Origin of the sequence: Flavivirga sp. 57AJ16 (assembly GCF_028736925.1) — a bacterium.
Lineage (GTDB): Bacteria > Bacteroidota > Bacteroidia > Flavobacteriales > Flavobacteriaceae > Flavivirga.
Window position 1 is genome coordinate 517,860 of the sequence record NZ_JAQZAT010000001.1, and the last position, 25,026, is coordinate 542,885.

21 protein-coding genes are annotated in these 25,026 nt (G+C 35.9%); 10 read left to right on the forward strand and 11 right to left on the reverse strand.

The window, feature by feature from the left end:
* Positions 1-197 precede the first annotated feature (197 nt).
* Positions 198-1,751: an aldehyde dehydrogenase family protein gene (locus PQO00_RS02095; protein WP_274183162.1), complete on the reverse strand. Its 1,554-nt coding sequence runs from the start codon at positions 1,749-1,751 to the stop codon at positions 198-200.
* Between the two features lie 122 nt (positions 1,752-1,873).
* Between PQO00_RS02095 and PQO00_RS02100 the strand changes: the two genes are divergently transcribed.
* Positions 1,874-2,986, forward strand: a complete 1,113-nt coding sequence (locus PQO00_RS02100) for an isoaspartyl peptidase/L-asparaginase family protein (protein WP_274183163.1) — start codon at positions 1,874-1,876, stop codon at positions 2,984-2,986.
* A 300-nt stretch (positions 2,987-3,286) separates the two neighbouring features.
* Here the strand turns inward: PQO00_RS02100 and PQO00_RS02105 are convergent, their stop codons facing one another.
* Positions 3,287-3,547, reverse strand: coding sequence for a hypothetical protein (locus PQO00_RS02105; RefSeq protein WP_274183164.1), 261 nt, complete (start codon positions 3,545-3,547; stop codon positions 3,287-3,289).
* Between the two features lie 151 nt (positions 3,548-3,698).
* Complete coding sequence (locus tag PQO00_RS02110) at positions 3,699-4,169, reverse strand: CAP domain-containing protein (protein ID WP_274183165.1); 471 nt, start codon at positions 4,167-4,169, stop codon at positions 3,699-3,701.
* A 306-nt stretch (positions 4,170-4,475) separates the two neighbouring features.
* On the opposite strand from PQO00_RS02110, the gene PQO00_RS02115 reads away from it, so the two are divergent.
* The 5 genes from PQO00_RS02115 to pbpC all read left to right on the forward strand — a co-directional run bounded on the left by PQO00_RS02115 (position 4,476) and on the right by pbpC (position 14,257).
* The gene (locus tag PQO00_RS02115; protein WP_274183166.1) at positions 4,476-10,046 is read left to right on the forward strand and encodes an alpha-2-macroglobulin; all 5,571 of its coding nucleotides are present in this window, start codon (positions 4,476-4,478) and stop codon (positions 10,044-10,046) included.
* 81 nt (positions 10,047-10,127) lie between these two features.
* Positions 10,128-10,859 carry a YqjF family protein gene (locus PQO00_RS02120; protein ID WP_274183167.1) on the forward strand — a complete coding sequence of 244 codons (732 nt, stop codon included), beginning with the start codon at positions 10,128-10,130 and terminating at the stop codon, positions 10,857-10,859.
* A 9-nt stretch (positions 10,860-10,868) separates the two neighbouring features.
* The gene (locus PQO00_RS02125) at positions 10,869-11,204 is read left to right on the forward strand and encodes an antibiotic biosynthesis monooxygenase (protein WP_274183168.1); all 336 of its coding nucleotides are present in this window, start codon (positions 10,869-10,871) and stop codon (positions 11,202-11,204) included.
* A gap of 182 nt (positions 11,205-11,386) precedes the next feature.
* A complete protein-coding gene (locus PQO00_RS02130) occupies positions 11,387-11,749 on the forward strand; it encodes an endonuclease domain-containing protein (RefSeq protein WP_274183169.1) in 363 nt (120 codons plus the stop codon).
* Positions 11,750-11,905: 156 nt separating this feature from the next.
* On the forward strand, positions 11,906-14,257 hold the full coding sequence (gene pbpC, locus PQO00_RS02135; RefSeq protein ID WP_274183170.1) for a penicillin-binding protein 1C: 2,352 nt from the start codon (positions 11,906-11,908) through the stop codon (positions 14,255-14,257).
* A 243-nt stretch (positions 14,258-14,500) separates the two neighbouring features.
* Here the strand turns inward: pbpC and PQO00_RS02140 are convergent, their stop codons facing one another.
* From PQO00_RS02140 to PQO00_RS02150, 3 genes are read right to left on the reverse strand one after another with little or no spacing between them, the layout of a single operon-like run.
* Positions 14,501-15,379, reverse strand: a complete 879-nt coding sequence (locus tag PQO00_RS02140) for an endonuclease/exonuclease/phosphatase family protein (protein ID WP_274183171.1) — start codon at positions 15,377-15,379, stop codon at positions 14,501-14,503.
* Positions 15,380-15,928 (reverse strand): YciI family protein, encoded by a 549-nt coding sequence (locus PQO00_RS02145; RefSeq protein WP_274183172.1) that lies wholly within the window; start codon positions 15,926-15,928, stop codon positions 15,380-15,382.
* 21 nt (positions 15,929-15,949) lie between these two features.
* Positions 15,950-16,417, reverse strand: coding sequence for a CYTH domain-containing protein (locus tag PQO00_RS02150; protein WP_274183173.1), 468 nt, complete (start codon positions 16,415-16,417; stop codon positions 15,950-15,952).
* A gap of 203 nt (positions 16,418-16,620) precedes the next feature.
* Between PQO00_RS02150 and dinB the strand changes: the two genes are divergently transcribed.
* Positions 16,621-17,718: a DNA polymerase IV gene (gene dinB / locus PQO00_RS02155; protein WP_274183174.1), complete on the forward strand. Its 1,098-nt coding sequence runs from the start codon at positions 16,621-16,623 to the stop codon at positions 17,716-17,718.
* Positions 17,719-17,991: 273 nt separating this feature from the next.
* Here the strand turns inward: dinB and pyk are convergent, their stop codons facing one another.
* The 5 genes from pyk to PQO00_RS02180 form a co-directional block, all read right to left on the reverse strand.
* The gene (gene pyk / locus PQO00_RS02160; protein ID WP_274183175.1) at positions 17,992-19,434 is read right to left on the reverse strand and encodes a pyruvate kinase; all 1,443 of its coding nucleotides are present in this window, start codon (positions 19,432-19,434) and stop codon (positions 17,992-17,994) included.
* Positions 19,434-19,919, reverse strand: a complete 486-nt coding sequence (locus PQO00_RS02165; protein ID WP_274183176.1) for an IPExxxVDY family protein — start codon at positions 19,917-19,919, stop codon at positions 19,434-19,436. Before PQO00_RS02165 ends, pyk begins: the two co-directional genes overlap by 1 nt.
* Positions 19,920-20,040: 121 nt before the next feature.
* Complete coding sequence (gene rnc / locus PQO00_RS02170) at positions 20,041-20,781, reverse strand: ribonuclease III (protein ID WP_274183177.1); 741 nt, start codon at positions 20,779-20,781, stop codon at positions 20,041-20,043.
* Positions 20,782-20,879: 98 nt separating this feature from the next.
* On the reverse strand, positions 20,880-22,130 hold the full coding sequence (gene fabF, locus PQO00_RS02175; protein ID WP_274183178.1) for a beta-ketoacyl-ACP synthase II: 1,251 nt from the start codon (positions 22,128-22,130) through the stop codon (positions 20,880-20,882).
* Between the two features lie 12 nt (positions 22,131-22,142).
* Positions 22,143-22,376 carry an acyl carrier protein gene (locus PQO00_RS02180; protein WP_008269813.1) on the reverse strand — a complete coding sequence of 78 codons (234 nt, stop codon included), beginning with the start codon at positions 22,374-22,376 and terminating at the stop codon, positions 22,143-22,145.
* Positions 22,377-22,654: 278 nt separating this feature from the next.
* Here PQO00_RS02180 and PQO00_RS02185 point away from each other — a divergent pair, with 278 nt between their 5' ends.
* The 3 genes from PQO00_RS02185 (at position 22,655) to PQO00_RS02195 (ending at position 25,008) form a co-directional block, all read left to right on the forward strand.
* Positions 22,655-23,221 carry a phosphoribosylglycinamide formyltransferase gene (locus PQO00_RS02185; RefSeq protein ID WP_274183179.1) on the forward strand — a complete coding sequence of 189 codons (567 nt, stop codon included), beginning with the start codon at positions 22,655-22,657 and terminating at the stop codon, positions 23,219-23,221.
* Positions 23,222-23,324: 103 nt separating this feature from the next.
* Complete coding sequence (locus PQO00_RS02190) at positions 23,325-23,966, forward strand: ribonuclease H family protein (RefSeq protein WP_274183180.1); 642 nt, start codon at positions 23,325-23,327, stop codon at positions 23,964-23,966.
* Positions 23,967-24,081: 115 nt separating this feature from the next.
* Positions 24,082-25,008, forward strand: coding sequence for a PfkB family carbohydrate kinase (locus PQO00_RS02195; RefSeq protein ID WP_274183181.1), 927 nt, complete (start codon positions 24,082-24,084; stop codon positions 25,006-25,008).
* The last annotated feature ends 18 nt before the right edge of the window (positions 25,009-25,026 follow it).

Below are 25,026 nucleotides of genomic sequence, written 5' to 3' on the forward strand. Positions count from 1 at the left end.
CTGTAAAAGCTTTCTTTTTTATCCCACTTTACTTACTCGGTACGGCACTCGTTAAAGACGAAGTGCTAGCGCATGCGTGGACTAGCTGAGGAAAAACCTTGCGGTACATAAAACAATGTCTATACCCAAAAAGTTTTGCTTTATTACCATAAGATTCCTGCCTTCCTACCTATCCGGCAGGCAGGCGCAGGAATTAGTTACAGATCAAACTTAATTCCCTGTGCCAAAGGCAACTCCGTGGTGTAGTTTATAGTATTCGTTTGACGTCTCATATACACTTTCCAGGCATCAGAACCAGATTCGCGTCCGCCTCCAGTGTCTTTTTCCCCACCAAAAGCCCCACCAATCTCAGCTCCTGAAGTTCCAATATTTACGTTCGCAATACCACAATCACTACCAGCAACAGATAAGAAACGCTCTGCCTCTCTTAGGTTATTGGTCATAATGGCAGAGCTTAACCCCTGAGCTACTTCATTTTGAATGTCAATAGCATTTTCAACAGCTCCCGAATATTTTAATAAATACAATACAGGTGCAAAAGTTTCGTGTTGTACAATTTCAAAGCCAGGTTTTGCTTCAGCAATAGCCGGTTTTACATAACAGCCACTTTCGTAACCTGGGCCAGAAAGTACGCCGCCCTCAACAACAATATTCCCGCCTTCTTCAACAACTTTAGTTAATGCATTTTCGTACATTTTAACCGCATCTGTATCAATTAACGGCCCTACATGGTTATTTTCATCCAGCGGATTTCCAATACGTAATTGCTTATATGCATCGACAACGGCATTCTTGACCTGATCGTATATGCTATCATGAATGATTAAACGACGTGTCGAGGTACAGCGTTGTCCGGCTGTCCCTACTGCTCCAAAAACAGCTCCGATAACAGTCATTTTAATATCCGCATCAGGTGTCACAATAATAGCATTATTGCCCCCTAGTTCCAATAAACTTTTTCCTAAACGTGCCGCCACTTCTTGTGCTACAGTTTTACCCATTCTGGTAGAACCTGTTGCGGAAATTAATGGAATACGGGCATCCTTCGTCATAAACTCACCCACCTTATAATCGCCATTAATTAAATTACAAATGCCTTCTGGCAAGTTGTTTTCTTTAAAAACTTCGGCGGCAATATTCTGGCAGGCCACACCGCACATAGGTGTTTTTTCGGAAGGCTTCCAAACGCAAACATCACCACAAACCCATGCCAATGCGGTATTCCATGCCCAAACTGCCACTGGAAAATTGAATGCGGAAATGATACCAACCACACCTAATGGATGGTATTGCTCGTACATTCTGTGTCCCGGACGCTCTGAATGCATGGTTAAACCGTGAAGTTGGCGCGATAAGCCAACTGCAAAATCACAGATATCTATCATTTCCTGAACTTCGCCCAACCCTTCCTGATACGACTTTCCCATTTCATAGGAAACCAACTTACCTAAAGCTTCTTTCTTTTCTCGTAATTTATCACCAAACTGACGTACAATCTCGCCGCGTTGCGGAGCAGGCATGGTTCTCCAAATTTTAAAAGCACTTGTAGCACTTGCCATCACCTTCTCATAATCTTCGCGAGTAGTCGTTTTTACCTTCCCGATCAATTGTCCATCAACCGGCGAAAGAGACACTATAGTATCTCCACTGGAAAAACTATTAGAGCCTGTTGAAGTCCCCTCGTTAACATCTGCCACACCTAGTATCTTAAGCGCTTTATCTATACCAAAATCTGTTGCCATTGCTTGCATTAATTATTGAATTACTATTTATAATATGATTATATGCGAATATAACAATAAAAAGCCTTTTAAATAAAAATTTAATAATGATAAAACTAGTACCTTTAACGTGTTCATCAATTCCAATTTTCATGAAAAAACCTATCCACATATTAGTTATTACCTTATTATTATTTTCTTGTAAAGAAAAAGGGAAATTAATTGATTCCAATCCCCAAGAAAATTATCCGGACAAGTCCGAAATTGAAAAAACGCATCATATCACCTCATTAAATAAAGAAAACACGAATGGGTTTTCAATTATAATTCACGGGGGTGCAGGCACTATTTTAAGAAAAAACATGTCTTCAGAAAAAGAAGCTGCCTATAAAGCAACATTAGAGGAAGCCATTAGAGTTGGATATAACATCTTAAAAAATGGCGGTTCTAGTTTGGACGCCGTACAAAAAACGATTAATGTTATGGAAGATTCGCCCTTGTTTAATGCCGGGAAAGGCGCTGTTTTTACAAATGCGGGAACCAACGAGCACGACGCTTCCATCATGGATGGAAAAACGTTGAATGCAGGCGCATCGGCAGGGACAACCATTGTAAAAAACCCTATAAACTTAGCCAGAACTGTGATGGACCGTTCCCCTCATGTCATGTTATCTGGAAATGGCGCTAATAGTTTTGCAAAAGAACAAGGGTTACAAATTGTTGAACCTGATTATTTTTATACTGAAAAACGTTATAAATCCCTTGAAAAAATAAAAGAAACCGAGACATCTCAATTAGACCACGATAACAAGGTAGCGGCCTTTTATGATGAAGATATAAAAAACTCTAAATTTGGAACCGTTGGCTGTGCAGCACTTGACAAAAATGGAAATTTGGCTGCTGGCACCTCAACCGGAGGTATGACGAACAAACGCTGGGGCCGCATTGGAGACTCGCCTATTATTGGAGCAGGGACTTACGCGAATAATAATACCTGTGCCGTCTCCAGTACAGGTTGGGGTGAGTATTTTATCCGCGCCATGGTAGCCCACGATATTTCTGCACTTATGGCATATAAAAATGTATCCCTGCAAGAAGCAGCCAAAGACGTTATTCAAAATAAACTATCAAACCTAGGAGGCACCGGAGGCGTTGTCGCCATTGATAAAAACGGGAATATGGTTGCAGAATTTAACACAGCGGGCATGTATAGGGCAACCATGAATGCCAAAGGCGAATTAGCAATTGGTATTTATAAAGATTAGTTTCTGCTTTGTACCAAAGGCCTGTCCGAGACAGGTTCGAGGCTGTCTGAAAAGTGTCATTCTGAATATTACCGAGAAACAAAATATATTTTGTTTTGAAGGTAGCTGCGAAGCTGTGATGAATCTCTTAAAAACATAATATATTGTTTTACTAAACTATAAGATTCTTCGCTATAGCCTGTACTGAGCATTCTAAGTACTCTGAATGACAAATTTTATTACTTTTCAGACTGCCTCGTGGCTGTATGTGGTAACATACAGTCGGAGGTTTTTTTAAGAGCTCTTTTCTTGTTTAATTCGTTAAAAGCCCCTTTCTTTTCCTCCTGAGATCGAAAAATTCATCCCCGCTTCTGCTAAACTACCATGAGTACATATCTTTAAAAAAGACACGAATGGCACAAATTCACACGAATCCAATACTTTATGGTATAGATTGGACTCTGCATGAATATGAATCCCTAGTCTATATAGGCTTGAAATCCTGTCAATAGTCTGAATAATTAGTGAAAATTTGTGCCATTCGTGTCCAATCTTTTTTTTGTGCTTTTTTTGTGTACTCACAGTAGTTCTGCTAAAGTAGGGAGGCGGTTCAATTATACTGCCTTACCGTATAATATCCCATCTTGGTTTTTTATGGGATTGCCAAGTAAAGACGAACTTTGGGGTCTGGTTCCCCTCTAGCGATAGCACGCGAAAAAAGGTCAAGACGAAATCATTTTTTTAGAAAAAGCTGTGTGTAATAATAATGGCCATCCTTATTTTTAATAGCACTAATACCAATATGTGTAAAATCACCTTCTATATTCTCTCTGTGTCCTTTGCTATCTAACCAGGCTGCCATAACATCTTGCGCAGATTTTTGTTTGGCTGCTACATTTTCACCTATCCCTTTAGCGTTTTCCTCATCAAACAATCTATCTGCTCGTTGATCAAAATTTTCATGCCCTATTTTTTGTTGATCAATCATAAAGAACGTGTGTTCATCAGCCAATTTGGTTGCCAAAGTATTTAATACCAGCTCTTGTTTTCCAATACTGGCTCGATGTTCATTAACCAATCGAAGTATTTCAGAGGTAACAGAAACCTCAGAAGAATTATCGTCACTCGAACACGACACATTACAAATTAAGACTACCAAGCATGCCAATAAAAGCCATGCTTTAAAATAAAAGGTTTTATTCATTTTTAAGATTTTGGGTTTCTAAATATACGTTTAGTTTTGTTATGCGGTCGTTAAATTCAAAAAAACCTTAAGACTTATTTAACATTGAAAAAAGGTCTGAAACTTAAAATTTGAACGTACCTTTATTAATAGGAAATGGCTTGCTTTTTCTTTTTATAAAATGAAGTTTATTACTCCGTAGCGATGCTATGCAGTTCAAAAAAGCCTTCATTTGGGAATAAAATCACTATTTTTCGCTTCAATCAAAAAACATGTGCTCAGCTTGACTGGGTAGTTTAAACCAATTTAATTTAAAATTATTAATCTATGCTGTTAAAAAAACTTTTTGCTTTCGCATTACTTATTACGTTAGCTACATCCTGTAAAAAGAAAGTTGTTGAAACTGATAACCTTTTTAAATTCAAAGATTATATAAGCTATACATCATCTGGTTTAACATCGGTAATAAGCCCCATCGAAATAAATTTAACAGAAGACGTTGAAGGATGGGAAATGGGTCAGGAAATTACAGATCGTATGGTTTCCATAAATCCACATGTACAAGGAAAATTAATGGTAGCCAATAAGCATGCCTTATTGTTTACTCCAGACGAACCACTACAACCAGCTACAGAATATACTGTTACCGTTAAGCTATCGGATATTTATAAAGATATCCCCAACGAATTTAAAACCTATACGTTTCAGTTTAAAACCATCACGCCTAGCTTCAATATGGTGACCAACAGCCTGCAATCGTACAGTAAAAAATGGCAGTACTTAGAAGGCATTATTAAATCGGCCGATGTTATTTCCCTGGACCATGCCAAGCAATTGGTAAAAGCTTCACAGAATGGGAATAACTTAAATATTGTATTTAATGAAGCTCATGAAAAAAGCAAGGTTTTCGATTTTAAAATAGATAGTATTAACCGTTTAACCAACGATAGCCATATTCTTGTTTCTTGGGACGGAAAGCCTATTGATGCCGATAACAAAGGGGAAAACAAAATAACCATCCCAGGGATAAATAACTTTACGATTACCAAAACAGCCGTTATTCAATCGCCCGAACAATATTTATTGATCAATTTTTCAGATCCCTTAAAAAAGCAGCAAAATTTTGATGGCTTAGTAGCGCTTCAAAACGTAAAAAACCCAAAATATATCGTTGATGGTAACGTACTAAAAGTATATCCAGATGCTAAATTGGTAGGCAATATTCAAGTAGATGTTTTTCAAGGCATTAAAAACACAGAGGGATTCAAACTCAAAGAGACCTTTTCTGAAACCATTGGTTTTGAAGCTTTAAAACCCCAAGTCCGTTTAATTAGTAATGGTTCTATTTTACCAAATTCGGAAGAATTAAAATTCAATTTCGAAGCGGTTAATTTAAGTGCTGTTGATGTTAGGATTATTAAAATTTTCGAAGACAATATGCTTCAGTTTTTACAAGACAATGACATGAACAGTAATAACAGCCATGAAATTAGAAAGGTAGGGCGCCGTATTGCAAAAAAAACCATTCCGTTAGTATCTCAAACTGAAAACACAGGAAAATGGAAAGCATATAGCATTGATCTTTCAAAGTTCTTTAAAGCAGATCCAGGTGCGATCTATCGCGTAGAAGTTAGTTTCAACAAAAGCTATTCCCTGTATGATTGTGATGCTGTTGTTAATGTAAATAATGTAGAAAATGGTGATGATTATTATGACGAGGATTACTATGAAGAGGAGGATTACGGTAGCCAAACTTCTGAAGAAGACGATGATTTAAGAGAAGAAGCCTATTGGAACAATCTAAATTACAGATACCGTAACTATTCGTATAACTGGAGAGAAAGGGAAAACCCTTGTCATAATGCTTACTACAATGAAAGCCGTATTACATACCAGAACTTAATTGCTTCAAACCTGGGAGTGATCGCAAAACGGGGCACTAATAATTCATATTACTTTGCAGTTACTAATATTTTAAATACCAACCCAGAAGCAAATGCAACGGTAACCCTTTATAACTTCCAACAGCAAAAATTGGAAGAAACGGTAACAGACAAGGAGGGTTTGGCACTTATTGATGCCAAAAAACATGCAGCATTTGCTATTATCTCTAAAGGAAACCATGTTAGTTATGTAAAGCTTCATGACGGTAATTCATTGTCCCTAAGTAAATTTGATGTTTCTGGAAATCGGTTACAACGCGGACTTAAAGGCTATATTTATGGGGAACGTGGTGTTTGGAGACCTGGTGACACGTTACACTTAACATTCATGCTAAATGATATAGCCAATAATCTTCCTAAGCAGCATCCTGTAAAGTTGGAAATTACAGATCCCAACGGAAAATTGGTTTATAAAAAAGTGAGTGCAGATCATATTAATAATTTTTTCAAATTCACGGTTCCAACAGCTTCAGAAGATAAAACAGGAAACTACAATGCTAAAATCTCTGTTGGGGGTGCTACTTTTAATAAAAACTTAAAAATTGAAACGGTAAAACCCAACCGATTAAAAATTAAAGTTGATTTTAAAAATGACATTCTTACAAGTGCAGAACCTTTAAGCGGAACCTTGGATGTAAAATGGCTTCATGGTGCTCCGGGAAAAAACTTAAAAGCCGAAATAAAAGCAAAGTTCAGCACCTCGTATACTGGCTTTAAAAATTATAAGGATTATACATTTAACGATCCTGCCCGTCAATTTAACACAGAAGAAATCAATGTTTTTGAAGGGAAGGTAAATGAGGAAGGGAGCGCTCAAATTACCAATAAAATAGCTGTCGGAAAGAATGCCCCAGGCATGTTAAACGTTCAGTTTTTAGTGCGGGCTTTCGAAAACGGCGGCGATTTTTCATTGGATGCATTCACCAAACAATATGCCCCTTATGAGTCTTTTGTTGGGCTGCGCTCTCCAAAAGGAAAAGCCTATGGATCTTATTATACAGATGAAGATCAAAGCTTTGATCTGGTGGTGGTCGATGCCAAAGGGGCTCCTGTAAAACGACATAACCTGGAAGTTAAAATCTATAAAATTGAATGGCGCTGGTGGTGGAATTCGTCTTACGATAACTTATCAAGCTATGTCTCCAGCAGTTACCACAGACCTTATTTAAACTCTAAAATAAACACCGATGCCAACGGAAAAGCCACATTAAATATAAATATTCCAGATAACGAACGGGGTCGCTATCTTATAAGAGTCACAGATCCTGTAAGCGGCCACGCCACAGGGAGGACCGCCTATTTTTATAAAAACTGGTGGCAAAACTCATCTTCCGGTGATAAAGATGCTGCAAAAATGCTCGTTTTTTCGGCAGATAAAGAAAAATATAATGTTGGGGAAACGGCCAAAGTAACCTTTCAATCCGGTACCGAAGGACGCGCTTTAGTAAGTATTGAAAATGGCACCGAAGTATTGGATTATAAATGGGTAAAAACAAAACAGGGCGAAACCGTAGTCGATATTCCTGTAACGTCCGAAATGGCCCCTAATGTGTTTATTAATATTTCGTTATTACAGCCCCATGCTATTTCGGCCAACGATTTACCAATTCGTTTATTTGGAGTCATCCCCATGCTGGTTGAAGACCCAAAAACCAAATTAGAGCCCGAATTAAAAATGCCAAACACCTTACGTCCCGAGCAAGAATTTGAGGTGACCGTTTCAGAAAAAAATAGAAAGCCCATGACCTATACCATTGCTATGGTTGAAGAAGGCTTGTTGGATTTAACACGCTTTAAGACCCCAAATGCTTGGGATTCCTTTTACGCTCGCGAAGCTTTGGGCGTAAAAACCTGGGATCTTTTTGATGATGTTATTGGTGCCTATTCAGGCAGTATAGACCAAGTATTTGCTATTGGTGGTGACGGAAGTGCTGCTGGTGGGAAAAACAAAAAGGCCAACCGTTTTAAACCCGTCGTTACGTATTTAGGGCCTTTTACCTTAAAAGCTGGCGGTAGTAAAACGCATAAAATAAAAATGCCAAATTATATTGGTTCTGTAAGAACCATGGTCGTTGCCGGAAATAACGCAACCGAAGCTTATGGAAGTACCGACAAATCCGTTCAAGTAAAAAAGCCCTTAATGGTATTAGCATCGCTTCCACGAAAATTAAGCCCTGGCGAAAAAGTGACGCTTCCTGTAACTGTTTTTGCTATGGAGCCCAAAGTAAAAAATGTAAATATTAGCTTGAAACTTAGTAACGGCATTTCCATCGTTGGTGCTAAATCAAAAGCGCTCACTTTTACAAAACCAGATGAACAAATGGCGTACTTTGAATTGGACGTTAGTAAAGCAAAAGGTTTTAATACTGTTGAAGTGATTGCCTCTGGAAATGGTGAAAAATCGACTTATAAAGTAGAACTGGATGTTATGAATCCAAACCCTATAACATCAAAACCAATAGATCAAACCTTGGAAGCAAACGCCTCAGAATCCATAGCATTTTCAACATTTGGAGAGCACGGAACAAACTCGGCAACCTTAGAGTTTTCAACAATGCCTCCAATGGATTTTTCACGCAGATTGCAATATTTAATTCAGTACCCGCATGGCTGTGTAGAACAAACCACATCGAGCATATTTCCACAATTGTTCTTAAATGATATTTTCGATCTAACACACGATAAAAAACAAAACATCAAGAATAATATCGAAAATGGGATTAAACGTTTAGGGCATTTTCAAAGACCCAATGGAGGTTTAAGCTATTGGATGGGAGAAAACGATACGAACGATTGGGGAACCAGCTACGCAGGTCATTTCATGTTAGAGGCCGAAAAGAAAGGGTTTGTTTTACCGCTTACTTTTAAAAGCAATTGGCTTAAATACCAACAACAAGCAGCAAGGGATTGGAGACCGAGTTACAGATCTTATCATTCCGATTTAGCACAAGCTTACAGACTGTATACCCTAGCTTTAGCTGGGCAGGCAGATTTAGCTGCTATGAATAGATTGCGTGAATTTAACGAGCTATCAAACGAAGCAAAATGGCGATTGGCAGCAGCTTATGCACTAGCAGGACAAAAGGAAGCCAGTACGGCTATTTCAAAATTGGCCAACATTAATTTTAAACCGGTTCGCCATAACTATTACACCTATGGTTCTGTTGATAGAAATCGTGCTATGGCCTTAGAAACTATGGTAATTACCAAAAACCCTAAAAGGCGGGAATTGTCTCAATATATTGCTAAGGACTTATCGAGCAATCGCTGGATGAGCACCCAAACAACCGCTTACAGCTTATTGGCCATTGCAAAAATGGTAAATGCCAATGGCGGAAAAGCCCTTAACGTAAGCTATACTATAAACGGAAAAGCAGAAACCATAAATTCTAAAAGTGCGATTGCTCAACGCGAATTAAACATTGCTGATGGCGAAAACACTTTGTCGTTTACCAATAATAAAGACAATATGGTTTATGTACGTGTTTTAAATTCGGGGAAATTACCACTAGGTCAAGAATTAGCAGAACAACGCGGATTAAGTGTATCCATACAATACAAAGATTTAAAAGGAAATAAAATTAAGGTCTCCGAGCTAAAACAAGGTCAGGATTTTGTAGCTACAGTAAAGGTTAGCAACCTTAAAAACGAAATTGTTAACGATGTGGCATTAACACAGCTATTTCCATCCGGTTGGGAAATCGTAAATACCCGTTTTACAGATTTTGGAAATACAACAACGAGTCAGGCCAGATTTACAGACATAAGGGATGATCGTGTTAATTTCTATTTCGATTTAGAGCAAAAAGGAAGACGGGATACCAAGACTTTTAATGTCATGTTAAACGCATCGTATTTAGGAACCTATTATTTACCGGGCGTTCAAGCTGAAGCCATGTATGATAATGAATATTTAGTAAGGACACAGGGGACATGGGTTACTGTTGAGAAGTAGCGGTTAAATGGTCAGATTTTGGGGAGCTTATACCAGCTTAATTAATTTTGATAAATTCACTAGAAACTTAGGGGTTAAATCATGAACGCAACAGAAATACTAAAAGAGAAGGATCACAGACCGTTTGAATACCCTAAACGAAAATGGACATTTTATCAAGAGTGGAATAAAGCCGTTTTTTTACATTGGGAAGTGCCGCCGAATTTAATAACTCCTTTACTTCCAAAGGGGGTGAAACTTGATGTTCTGAACGAAAAAACCTGGGTGAGTTTAGTTGCTTTTAACATGAACAATATAGGGGTTAGAAACGTTCCTAAAACGCCTTATATTTCAGATTTTCATGAAATAAACATTAGAATTTATATTACCTGTAATGGCAAACCAAGTGTTTACTTTTTAAATATGGAAGGAAGTAAACGATCCTCTTGTAAAGTCCTGAAAGCCATATCAAAATTTCCTTATCAACATTCTAAAATGAGTAGAGGGAACACCTTTTACACCTCAAAAAACAAAATATTCCATGATACTTTTAACATAGAATATAACATAGAAAACACTCCTGTTAAAAAAGATAAAACCGACTTATGGCTAACGGAACGCTATGCTGTTTTTCAAAACTACAAAAACCATATGATTGAATATGATGTACACCATATCGAATGGCCCATGCAATCAATCATGGTTAACAAACTGGATTTAAACTATCCCAGATTTAATCATTTAATAAACAATCACCCCGATAAAATACATTATTCCAGTGGTGTGCAAGTATTAACCTGGGATAAAAGAAAACGTCCCATAAGTGACTTTTAAATAAAAAATATGAGCAACGATTTTAAACCCTATTATGCAGTCATTTTTACATCAACGCAAAATGAGACTATTGAAGGTTACTCCGAAATGGCCAACAAAATGGAGGCACTGGCAAAACAGCAAGACGGTTATTTAGGCATGGATAGTGCCAGAGAGCATGTAGGCATAACCATAAGTTACTGGGAAAGTTTAGATGCCATAAGAAATTGGAAGCAACAAAGTGACCATTTACAAGCCCAGCTAAAAGGAAGATCCGAATGGTATAGTTGGTACCATGTAAGAATTTGCAAAGTAGAACGTGAGTATGAGTTTAAGACCTCCTCGACTCCTATTTCAAGGTATTGAAATAGAAGCCACTCCTCCTTAAAAGGAGGAGCGTTAAATAAAAATGCTATTAATTAACCGAACTAAAAGTTTAAATTAAAGTTAGAAACAACTCCTTCCCTTAATTAAGGGAAGGTGGATTCCGATGCCAATCGGAAGACGGAAGGGTTAAATTATAAGACAGAAAAACACAAGTTTTAAATATGAACAAAAAAATCCATAATCATAAATACCTTGAAGAATACAGAAAAGAATTGCGAAACAATTCAACTTCTGCAGAAGCAACATTATGGACGTTTTTACAAAAAAAGCAACTTAAAGGAAGGAAATTTAGAAGACAACATAGTATTAAAAACTATATCGTTGATTTTTATTGTGCATCAGAAAAACTGATTATAGAATTAGACGGAGCCTATCACCTTAATGTTGCTCAACAAAACTATGATCAGGAAAGAACAGAAGCTTTAGAAAATTTAGGCTTTAAAGTACTTCGATTCGAAAATAAATCGGTTTTTAAAGATAGTGCTAATGTATTGGAGGAAATAAGTAAACACTTTAAGAGTTAGAACCTCCTCGACTCCTTAAAAGGAGGAGAGTTAAATAAAAATGCTATTAATTAACCGAACTAAAAGTTTAAATTAAAGTTAGAAACAACTCCTTCCCTTGTTAAGGGAAGGTGGATTCCGATGGCAATCGGAAGACGGAAGGGTCCTAAACACAAAATGAACAGAATAACAAAACATATTAAAAAACATAAAATTAAATCGGCTATTATAGCTGTGTTATTGATTGCTTATTATTTCTGTTTACCAAAACAACTCTTTAAAGATCCTACTGCAACCGTTATTACAAGCTCTAACAATGAACTATTAGGAGCTCAAATTGCCAAAGATGGTCAATGGCGATTTCCACATAACGATAGTATTCCAGAAAAATTTAAAACCTGTATTGTTCAATTCGAAGATGAATATTTTTATAAACATCCTGGCTTTAATCCAATATCTATCTTTAAAGCATTAAGGGATAATCTAAAATCGGGTGCAGTAAAACGGGGCGGAAGTACCATTACACAGCAAGTCATTAGGTTATCCAGAAAAGGCCCCTCCAGAACCTATCTCGAAAAACTAAAAGAAATTATTTTGGCAACTCGATTAGAGTTTCGGGCATCAAAAAATAAAATATTATCCTACTATAGTAGCCATGCCCCTTTTGGAGGAAATGTTGTTGGATTGGATGCTGCTTCGTGGCGTTATTTTAATAGAAACGCCCACCAATTATCCTGGGCAGAAAGTGCCACACTTGCTGTTTTACCAAATGCCCCAAGTTTAATTTATCCTGGAAAAAACCAAGAAAAACTATTAAAAAAACGCGATCGCCTTTTAAAAAAACTTTTAGAAAACGCTATTATCGATTCATTGACCTATCAACTGTCAGTTGCCGAGGGCTTACCTCAAAAACCCTACCCCTTACCACAAATAGCACCTCATTTATTACAAAAAGTATCTCAAACCAATTATGGAAAACACATAAAAACAACCATTGACACGAAGCTCCAGCAACGTGTAAACTATATTATAAAAAATCATTATAATCAATTGAGCCAGAATGAAATTTATAATGCAGCGGTGCTCGTTTTAGATGTAAAGACCCGACAGGTTTTAGCTTATGTAGGTAATACCCCGACAGATAAAGCCCATCAAAAAGATGTTGATATTATTGATAAACCAAGAAGTACCGGTAGTATTCTAAAGCCCTTTTTATATGCTGCCATGCTAGATGCCGGAGATTTGCTGCCTCATACCTTGGTAACAGATGTTCCTACCCAATTTGGTAGTTATAACCCAGAAAACTATAATAAGACCTACGATGGTGCCGTTCCTGCAAGTAAAGCTTTATCACGTTCGTTAAATGTTCCTGCCGTTAGAATGCTTCAAGAATTTGGCTTAGATAGATTCCATCATTATTTAAAAGCTTTACAATTAAAAGACTTAAAATACCATGCAAACCATTACGGGCTATCACTTATTTTAGGAGGTGCAGAAAGTAATCTTTGGGATCTATGCAAAAGCTATGCGGCGCTGTCCTCAACGCTAAATCATTTTTCGGAAACCTCAAGTGAATATTTCACCAATGAATTTCGTGAACCTACTTTTTTAGCTTCAGATAAAATCACCTTCGGGAATAAAACTGGTGACAAAACACTTTTTGATGCGGCATCTATTTATTTGACCTATGAAAGCCTAAAAGAAGTAAACAGACCCGAAAGTGATGAAAGCTGGGAGTTTTTTGATGGCTCTAAACAAATTGCATGGAAAACAGGTACCAGTTTTGGATTTCGGGATGCTTGGGCCATTGGTACTACCAAAGATTACGTAGTAGGTGTTTGGGTTGGTAATGCTGATGGCGAAGGGCGACCAGGTTTAGTTGGTGTACAAACGGCAGCACCTATTTTATTTGATGTGTTCGATTTATTGCCAAATAGTGATTGGTTCCCGAAACCCTTTGACGACATGCAGGCCGTCGATATTTGTAAACAAAGTGGGCATAGAGCAGCTCCCAATTGCCAGACCGTTGAACAGAAATTTATTCAAGTAAGTGGCTTAAAGACAAAACCCTGTCCGTATCATATATTAGTACACCTGGATCATAACGAATCCTTTCAAGTGAATACGTCTTGTGAAGATTTAAGCAACATTGTTCACAAATCCTGGTTTGTTTTACCTCCTTTAATGGCCTATTATTACAAAACAAAAAATCCGTTTTATAAACCGCTTCCTAAATTTAGGAATGATTGCTTAGGAGCGCATACCGTTTCGATGGCATTTATTTATCCAAAAGAAAATAACAACATTTTTTTACCCAAAGATTTCGATGGAAAAACAAATGAACTGGTTTTAAAAATAGCACATTCAAAGCCTGAAAGCACCTTATTCTGGTATATTGATAATACTTTTATTGGAAGCACTAAAGACATCCATGATATGGCCATCATACCAAAGCAAGGTACACACATGATTACGGTTGTGGATGAATTTGGGAATGAGGCGAAACGACGTTTTGAAATTTCGAAATAAAGAATTTCTTGAAACGATCTATCTCGCGGCAAGCCTCGGAAAATTCTTTTATACTATACCAATTATGAATTAAAATACGCAATTCAAACTCATTCATTAATTCGTTTTATCACTTTACTCATCATTTCCATAGCTTAGGCTATGCAAATAACACGCAGCAGGCTAAAACAAATAAGCAATGTCGTTTTCTGTTACTCATTTTAATTCATAATTGGTATTAATCCCGCTTCCCTTTGGGAACAACTATTTTCCAACAACTGCCTTAATCATGCTATGGTCGCTTTTAAATGTACCGATCTTTACAGCTTTAAGAGTTTCCAGATCTTTAGATACCCAGATATGGTCAAGTGATAACAAGGGTATATTCCAAAACCACGTTTCTCTAAAACCATTTCCTTTTTCTGAGAAAGCGTGATTAAAATTCATTTTAATCTTATCTAAATACATAGATTCAAAAGGGACATTAAAATCTCCTAAAACTACGGTGTTTTTGGTTTGTGTAATAGCTTCAGTTACAAATTCCAGTTCCCAACTTCGCGGCACATCCATACTTCCGGATACATCGACCGCATAAAAATTAACACCATTGGTTTCAAAATTAATTACTGTTGATTTGTATTTTGATGGCATTACCTTTTTTATGTTGATAGGTGTTTTAGAAAACACACCTATCTCTTTAACTGGGTGCTTGTAAAAATAATAATCGAGGTACTTTAACTTTGTTTTTTTTAATATATCGCCATGATATTCAACTAAAACAACTACATCTGGAATGGCATCATTTTCATTAAATACGTCTTGAAAATTTCTTTCATGTGAGGCATTCCAAAAAACAACCTCTAAATCATTTTCTTTAATGTCTTCCGGAATATGTATTTTAAAACTTCTGCCTAGCCAAATAACCAACAATAAAGTTCCCAGTAATAAATTATACTTTCTAAATCTTCTACCAATAAAAACAGAAAGCACTAAAACGATAAGAATAATGATGGGTAAAGGAAATGTATAAAAATATAAAGACGCTTGATAGCTACTTTCTTTTGCAACAAAATGAATAGCCAATAATGCTATAATTATGATAACATTAATAACATTAAATAGGGCCTTTATAAACTTTAACATCTATCGCAAAGGAAAGCCTTTTCCTGCCCACCATGGATGAATTTCAATCTCTAAGCGTCCTGCTTTTACCATGGGATCTGAGTTTGCTAAACTATCCGCCATTTTTAATGTGGGGACATTATAAATAGTAATCCCGCGAATGTCTCCCTCATCACCAAAAGGACCAGAAATATCCGCATAGCCCAACTCGTACATTTTTCTTAAATGAGCTAAATGCTCTTTTTGTAATAAAGCAGTCTCTTCTTCGTTCTGACCTCTAATAGGGCCCGTTTTTAAAAACGCTATAAAATACTGTTGCATTAAAACAGTGTCTTGCGTTTTTTCATCAACATAATCAAAAGTTTTAAAGCCCTTTGCAGTAAGTTCTTCTTTAATTTGCTTAGTTGTCTTTTTAATGGGTTTTTCCACTACTTCTACTTCTATTATTGAATCTACTTGCGCTTCTATAACCTCTTTGTCCGCTTCAATATCCAAAATAGGTGCTTTTCCTTGTTCTTTACATGAGAAAAGTACACACGCTAAAAATATTGCTATTATTAAATGCTTCATAATTTAGACCTTTTTAAATTATTACCATGTTTTATATGGCTGTTTACTTAATTGTGAATTGTAATATTTTATATGTCCTGTAACTTCTTCTCCTAACCAATAAGGTGTTTCAAAAGTTTCATTTTCACTCCCTAATTCAATTTCTGCAATCACTAAACCTTCATTGTCACCAAAAAATTCATCTATTTCAAAAGTATGGTTTTTAATCTTTACTTCATAGCGAATTTTATCAATAACGCCTGGTTCACAAATATTTAAAAGTGATTCTGCTTCTTTTTCAGGTATTTCCTTTTCCCATTCAAATCGTGATAGTCCATCTTGTGATGATTGCCCCTTAACCGTTATATAGCCTACATCACCTTTCAACCTAACCCGAACCGTACGTTTTTTATGGGTGTTTAAAAACCCTTGAATAATTCTAGTACTCTTAAATGCTTCTTCCTTATAAGCATGGGATGTCACTAAAAATTTACGTTCTATTTCTATCATATTTATTTCCCACGAAAGTGGGAATCTTTTAATAATTCCTGCTATTTATTTACTCGATAATCGAGATTTAAACCTGACTGCCGTCAGGCAAGTTGCTCCGAAGCTTGCTCCGAGGTAGTTTACTAATAAAAACCTTATTAATTATAAAACATTTCAAATAAAAAAGAGATTCCTGCCTCCGCAGGAATTTGTAAATTTACAGTATGTCTGCCAATTTACCAATACGAAAAATTATTCATGTGGATATGGATGCCTTTTACGCATCTGTTGAGCAAATGGATAACCCTGACCTTAAGGGGAAACCTCTTGCTGTTGGCGGTGGTGGCACACGAGGTGTTATTAGTGCTGCCAGTTATGAGGCTAGAAAATTTGGTGTAAAAAGTGCGATGGCCGGTAATTTAGCTTCTAAATTATGCCCGGATTTAATTTTTGTAAGACCGCGTTTTGATAGGTATAGTGAAATTTCGAAAAAAGTTAAGAGCATCTTTTACGACTATACCGATTTGGTTGAACCACTATCTCTAGATGAAGCTTATCTAGATGTTACCGAAAACAAAAAGGGCAATCCAAGTGCTTCTTTAATTGCAGAGGAAATTCGTGAACGCATTTTTAAAGAAATCGGTTTAACCGCTTCTGCGGGTATTTCTATTAATAAATTTATTGCTAAAGTAGCAAGCGATTACAATAAACCTAACGGACAAAAAACCGTAAACCCCGAAGAGGTCATTGTATTTTTAGAACAGTTAGACATCAGGAAATTTTATGGTGTGGGTAAGGTAACTGCAGAAAAAATGTATCAAAAGGGCATCTTTACAGGGATGGATTTAAAAGGAAAATCGCTTGAGTATCTTGATAAAAACTTTGGGAAATCCGGACGCTATTATTACGATGTGGTTAGAGGGATTCATAATAGTGAGGTGAAGCCTAACAGAATACGAAAATCGCTAGCTGCCGAACGTACATTTAGCAAAAACTTATCGAGTGAAGTTTTTATGCTTGAAAAATTGGAGCATATTGCCGATGAGGTTTCACGGCGTTTAAACAAAAGTGACGTCGCTGGAAAAACAGTCACGTTGAAAATAAAATACAGCGATTTTACATTGCAAACGAGAAGTAAAACCTTGCCATATTATATAAATAACAAGAGCATCATTCTAGAAACTGCTAAGGATTTGTTATATCAGGAAAAACTGAATAACTCGGTACGTTTGTTGGGTATCTCAATATCTAATTTAAATACCGAAACCAATAAAAAACGGGAGCAAAAAAGTGTGAGTGTGCAATTGAAGTTTGAATTTTAAGTCATTTTTATTTACAGCCCAGACCTGTCAGGTTTTAAAAACCTGACAGGTCTAAATAACTGAAAAACAATCGATAAGATGATATTGTTTCTAGTTTAAAAAATATCTTCGTATGACCTTTTATAATGATTTAGTTATATCTGTGTTAACATCTATAGTCTTTTTAACTTATCTTCAGATAAATTCCTTTTTTTTGAGATACTAGAAAAAGTACAATAAAAAAGCGTTATTCTTCAAAAGAATAACGCTTAAATATTTTAAACGCTGAATTTATTAAAAATCACAGGTATCTATTTCGGTAACACGCAATGTATTTACCATCCCTCTATCTTTGATAGGCATGGCCGCTAAACTAATAAGCATATCCCCTGCTTCCAGGTATCCCATTTTGCAGGCAATAGCATTTACATCCTCAATAGTTTCATCGGTACTTACAAATTTATCATAATAAAAAGCACGAACTCCCCAAAGCAAGCTGAGGCGTGTTAATATGCGCCTGTTAGAAGTAAAAACCAAAATATGGCATGATGGCCTCCATGCAGATATTTGAAATGCCGTATACCCACTATTTGTTAATGTTGATATAGCTTTTGCACTAATCTCATTTGCCATATTAGCCGCATGATAACAAATAGCTTTTGTTATATAACGGTTGGTACGGATATGAGGTGGTAATTGAGGGACTTTAATTAAGCTTGAGTTTTCTACACTTTTAAGTATATCGGACATTTGCTTAATAACTTCTACGGGGTAACTACCAACGGATGTTTCGCCAGATAACATCACGGCATCGGCCCCATCCATAACCGAATTTGCAACATCGTTTACCTCTGCTCTTGTTGGTGTTAAACTAGAAATCATGGTCTCCATCATTTGGGTAGCTATAATCACTGGAATTCTCGCTTTTTTAGCACGTAATACTAATTCCTTTTGAATAAGCGGCACTTCCTCAGCAGGCACCTCAACACCCAAATCACCACGAGCTACCATAATACCATCGCAATGCGTTACAATTTTATCAATATTTTCTACGGCCTCCGGCTTTTCAATTTTAGCTATAATTGGTATTTTGTGGGCACTATGTTTATTTATTAAATCGCGCAGTTCCATTAAATCTTCTGCATGACGCACAAATGATAAAGCAATCCAATCTACATTTTGACTAATAGCAAAAATAGCATCTTCAATATCTTTTTCGGTTAAAGCTGGTTGCGAAATATTTGTATTAGGAAGGTTTACCCCTTTTTTGGATTTAAGTGGGCCTCCCTGAATAACACGGGCAACGACCTCATTTTTGTTGTTGGTTGAAACCACTTCAAAAATTAATTTTCCATCATCTAAAAGAATGCGCTCTCCTGGCTTTGCATCTTGCGGAAACCTATCATAGGTCATATAAACACGCTCTTTTGTCCCTTCAAAACGCTCGCCAGTAGCAAATATGATTTCGTCATTAGGGAGCACAACAACTTCTTCTTTCATAACACCAACACGAAGTTTAGGGCCTTGTAAATCTGCTAAAATAGCAGCCGTAAAACCATACTCTTCGTTTAATTCCCGTATCATTTTAATGCGATCGGTAACATCATTGTAATCGGCATGAGAAAAGTTTATTCTAAATACATTAGCGCCTTCTTCAAGCATTCCTTTTAAAACTTCTTTCGTACTTGTAGCAGGTCCTAACGTTGCTACTATTTTGGTTTTTTTTGTTGTTGACATTAGCTAAAAATTAAATTATCCTTAGATTTTAATTGATTGACATCAATACTGTAAGCTGTAACAATTTGTGGTACCTTTAATATATTATTCAGAATAAGTTTTTCTTTATTAAAAAAGATTTCATTATCTATTTTCAAAAAATAATTAACCATTTTATATTCTGGTATCAAATATGCTGTTCTCGTGATTTTTTCTTGAGAGTCAAATAATGATTCGTTTCTACTTTGCCTATGATCTTCTGTTTTACAAACATTAGAAACTAAGCTCCATACCGTTTGCTGTTTACTATCTTCCCATTCAAAAAGTGAATAGGTTATTTTTCCATTTTGATAATCCAAATCCAATGGGTTTCTAGTAAGGCTTATTCCTAAATATTTATTTAAGAGATATGCTAAACGATAATCTTCAAGTGTATAATGAATTGCTATTAACGTACAAAAATCCTCTTCAAAAACATCATCTAAAATAAGTTTGTGTACAGCCATAACTTATATTAATTGGGGTAAATATAGCATTTAAAACATTCAATTGGAATACGTTTAACTTATATCTTAATAACAAAGTAAACGAAAACGTTATAGTTAGTTCTTTTATCTAAAATATCCTTTAAATCATTTTAGACATCTTGCTTTGAAATGCAAAAAAGGCACGTTTTGAAGCTTTTTCTTCTGCTTTTTTCTTTGATGTTGCCCGTGCTTTTGCAACAATTTTTTCATCTATAGATAATTTTACCGAAAAATGCCGAACCTCATCATTACCTGTATCTTCATACACATTATAACGAAATGTTTTCTTTTCTTTTTGGCACCATTCAATAAGCAAGCTTTTGTAACTAATAACCTTACCTTCTAAAGTTTCAATATCTACATAAGGAATAATAACACGTTTATATATAAACTTTTCACAAGACCTATAGCCTTTATCAAGAAAAATAGCTCCTATTAAAGCTTCAAAAATATTACCGTGAATATTGTCTCCAAACTGTCCTGGAGGGATTTTGCTCTCTACTAAGTCTATTAAGTTTAAGTCTCTCCCCAGTTCATTTAAATGCTCTCTACTTACAATTTTAGAGCGCATTTTAGTTAAATAACCCTCATCACCGCTTGGTACTTCTAAATATAAATGTGATGCGATTACGGCACTTAAGGTCGCATCTCCCAAAAATTCCAAACGTTCATAATTAATAGCATTTCCTTTACTATCTCTTAAATTCATTGAACGGTGTGTGAATGCCGTTTTGTAAAATTTTATATGTTTAGGTTTAAACCCAAGGATTTTAGTTAATTGCATAAAAAAATTCCCGTTGCGTTTAAAACGGGAATTTAATATGTTACGAATGTTTTTCATCTGATAATTAATAGTTTTATTTTAATGTCAGATGCAATAAACCATGTCTCATTCTACTGTAAAATTTAATTTATCATATGGTTTATTTCATTCGGAATTTAATTTATTTTCTTGAACACAATACATGCATTGTGTCCGCCAAATCCAAATGTATTACTCATTGCTACTTTAACATCGCGCTTTTGAGCCTTGTTCAGGGTTAAATTTAGTTCAGGATCAATATTTTCATCTACTGTCGTATGATTAATTGTTGGAGGTACCATACCGTGTTCCATTGCCAATATAACCGAAATAGCTTCAATAGCCCCAGCAGCGCCTAATAAGTGCCCAGTCATTGATTTTGTTGAATTGATATTTATACTCTTAGCATGATTTCCAAAAACCTTAGAAATGGCCTTGAGTTCTGCCACATCCCCTAAAGGGGTAGAAGTACCATGTGTATTTATATGGTCTACATCTTCTGGTTTAAGATTGGCATTTTCCAAACAATTTTTCATGACCTCAACAACACCAATACCTTCTGGGTGTGGAGCCGTCATGTGATGTGCATCGGAAGATAATCCTCCTCCGGCAACTTCAGCATATATTTTTGCTCCTCTTGCTTTTGCATGCTCGTACTCTTCTAAAACTAAAGCACCTGCTCCTTCTCCTAAAACAAAACCGTCTCTGGTTCCATCAAATGGTCTTGAAGCTGTTTCTGGACTTTCGTTTCTAGTAGATAATGCGTGCATGGCATTAAAACCGCCCATTCCAGCAATAGTAACTGCTGCTTCACTTCCTCCTGTAACAACCACATCACAATACCCTAAACGTATATAGTTTAAAGCATCGAACATAGCATTTGCAGAAGAAGCACATGCAGAAACCGTTGTGTAATTTGGTCCCATAAATCCATGTTTAATGGAAATATTGGCTGGTGCAATATCTGCGATCATTTTCGGAATAAAGAACGGATTAAACCTTGGAGTTCCATCACCATCGGCAAAGTTTAAAACTTCTTGCTGAAAAGTTTCTAAACCTCCAATCCCTGTTCCCCATATAACACCTACGCGCAACTTATTTACCTCGTCTAGATTTAATTTAGCGTCTGCAATAGCTTCATCTGAGGCTACCATAGCATACTGTGCAAATTTATCCATCTTACGAGCCTCTTTTCTATCAAGAAAATCAGTTGCATTAAAACCTTTTAATTCGCAAGCAAATTGGGTTTTAAATTTCTCGGTATCATAATATGTTATAGGCGCAGCACCACTTTTACCACTAATAAGTCCTTTCCAAAATTCATCTTTGGTATTACCTATAGGTGTTAAAGCCCCTAATCCTGTGACTACAACTCGCTTTAGCTCCATAAAGTGTAATGCTTATTTTGCTTCTTCTATATAAGAAATAGCTTGACCAACTGTGGCAATGTTTTCTGCTTGATCGTCCGGTATTTGGATATCAAATTCTTTTTCGAATTCCATTATTAATTCAACAGTATCTAATGAGTCCGCTCCTAAATCGTTTGTGAAGCTTGCTTCTGTTACAACTTCGTTCTCATCAACTCCCAATTTGTCCACGATAATCGCTTTTACTCTTGATGCAATGTCTGACATAATATTTTAATTTTAAATTTTAATTAGTTGGCAAAAATAAAAAACTTTATTTTTAAAACATATCTTTAAATATAAAAATGTGTTTGTAATTTACTAAATTACTTCTAAGTATTTATGTTTTACCTTCAAATTGTTAATAATTATTCTTTTTTTTGCTCGAGTAATTTCAACATGATGCGCTGTAAAACGAAATGAACTTGGAAGATTTTACGGAACATGCTTTGAATTTTATTTACTAGATGGTATCTAAACATTAATTTAAAAATATAAATCAACACATGAAACGTATTGTGATTTTTGCATCCGGAAGCGGTACTAATGCTGAAAATTTAATTACCTTTTTTCGCAATAGCAATCGTGCGTCTGTTATTCAAATTCTTACTAACAATCCTTTCGCTAAAGTTTTAGACCGTGCTAAAACCCTAAAAGTAAGTGCGCTCTCTTTTAATAGAATAGCATTTACAAAAACAGACGATGTATTAAACATCTTAAAGGCGTCTCAACCGGATTTAATCGTGCTCGCTGGATTTTTATGGAAATTCCCAGAACCTATTTTGAGAGCATTTCCTAATAAAGTTATTAATATTCACCCTGCTTTATTACCGAAATACGGTGGTAAAGGTATGTATGGAATGCATGTACATGAAGCCATTGTCGCTAATAAGGAGCTTGAAACCGGTATTACTATTCATTATGTAAACGAACATTACGATGAAGGCGCGATTATTTTTCAAGCAAAATGCGATGTTAATACTTCTGACACCCCCGAAGATGTTGCTGCAAAAATCCATGAATTGGAAATGGCACATTTCCCTAAGGTGGTTGAAGGATTGTTAAAAGGTTAAATTCGTAGAAAAACGAATCTAAAAGGAGCATAGTCGAAGCGTCTTAATTATAGATAGAAGTTAATATTAAAAAAATTCCCGCCTTCGCGGGAATGACAAAAAAATGTCAAAGAAGAAGAAGAAATATTATACTGTTTGGAAAGGGCATCGTACCGGTGTTTTTGAATCTTGGAATGATTGCAAAGCGCAAATAAAAGATTTTCAGGGCGCTCAATATAAATCGTTTTCAACATTTGAAGCAGCAAAAAAGGCTTTGAAGGGAAACTATAAAGATTATATTGGAAAATCCTCAAAGTTTAAAAGCGAGCTTTCCAAAGAGCAATTAAAAAAAATAGGACTGCCCAATTACAACTCTATTTCGGTTGATGCTGCTTCAAGTGGAAATCCAGGAAAAATGGAGTATCGTGGTGTCGACACTAAAACTAAAAAACAGCTCTTTATTCAAGGCCCTTTTGAAGAAGGAACGAATAATATAGGTGAGTTTCTAGCTATTGTACACGGATTGGCTTTACTTAAAAAAAACAATAGTGATCGTATTTTATATACAGATTCCAAAACAGCCATGAGCTGGGTGAAAAAGAAAAACTGTAATACCAAATTAAAGCGCAATAATAAAAACAAAACTCTTTTTGATTTAATTGACAGAGCTATTGAGTGGTTAAAAAACAACACCTATATAACCGTTATTGTAAAATGGGAAACCAAAGCTTGGGGAGAAATCCCTGCAGATTTTGGAAGGAAATAAGCTGTTTTTTTAATCTATATCTTCACTACGAATAAGCGTATTTGCATTCAAAAAAAATATTCTTGAATTAGCACTTAAAAGACTTATCTTTGCAGAAAATTATCAGGTCTCTTTTATGAGTAAATTACTAATAGTTGGCACAGTAGCATTTGATGCTATTGAAACGCCTTTCGGTAAAACCGATAAAATTCTGGGCGGTGCCGCAACTTATATTGGTTTATCGGCTTCACAGTTCAATATAAATTCTGCAATAGTATCTATTGCAGGTGATGATTTCCCCCAAGAATATTTAGACTTATTATCAAATAAAAACATAGATATTTCGGGTATTGAAATAGTTAAAGATGGGAAAACATTTTTTTGGAGTGGACGGTATCATAACGACATGAATTCTCGTGATACCTTAGTGACGGAATTAAATACGCTTGCCGATTTTAATCCTGTCGTTCCAGAAAATTATCGCGATGCAGAAATTGTTATGCTGGGAAATCTACATCCTTTAGTACAACAAAGCGTTTTAGACCAAATGACAACAACTCCTAAATTAGTGATTTTAGACACTATGAATTTTTGGATGGATTGCGCTTTGGAAGATTTGCACAACGTTATTAAAAATGTAGATGTTATTACTATAAATGATGAAGAAGCCAGACAATTAACAGGAGAGTATTCCTTGGTTGTTGCCGCAAGGAAAATTCATGATATGGGACCTAAATATGTGGTTATTAAAAAAGGAGAACATGGCGCTTTATTGTTTCATGATGACAATGTATTTTATGCCCCTGCTTTACCTTTAGAAGAAGTTTTCGATCCAACAGGAGCAGGAGACACCTTTGCCGGAGGTTTTGCTGGATATATTGCGAAAACAGGGGACACCTCTTTTGAAAACATGAAAAACGCTATTATATATGGTTCTACTTTAGCCTCGTTTTGTGTAGAGAAATTTGGCACCGAGCGCATGGAAGATTTATCAAAAGAAGAAGTCCATAAGCGGCTGTTACAGTTTAAGCAATTAACACAATTTGAAATAGAATTAACATAATACAAACGCGCTCTAAAT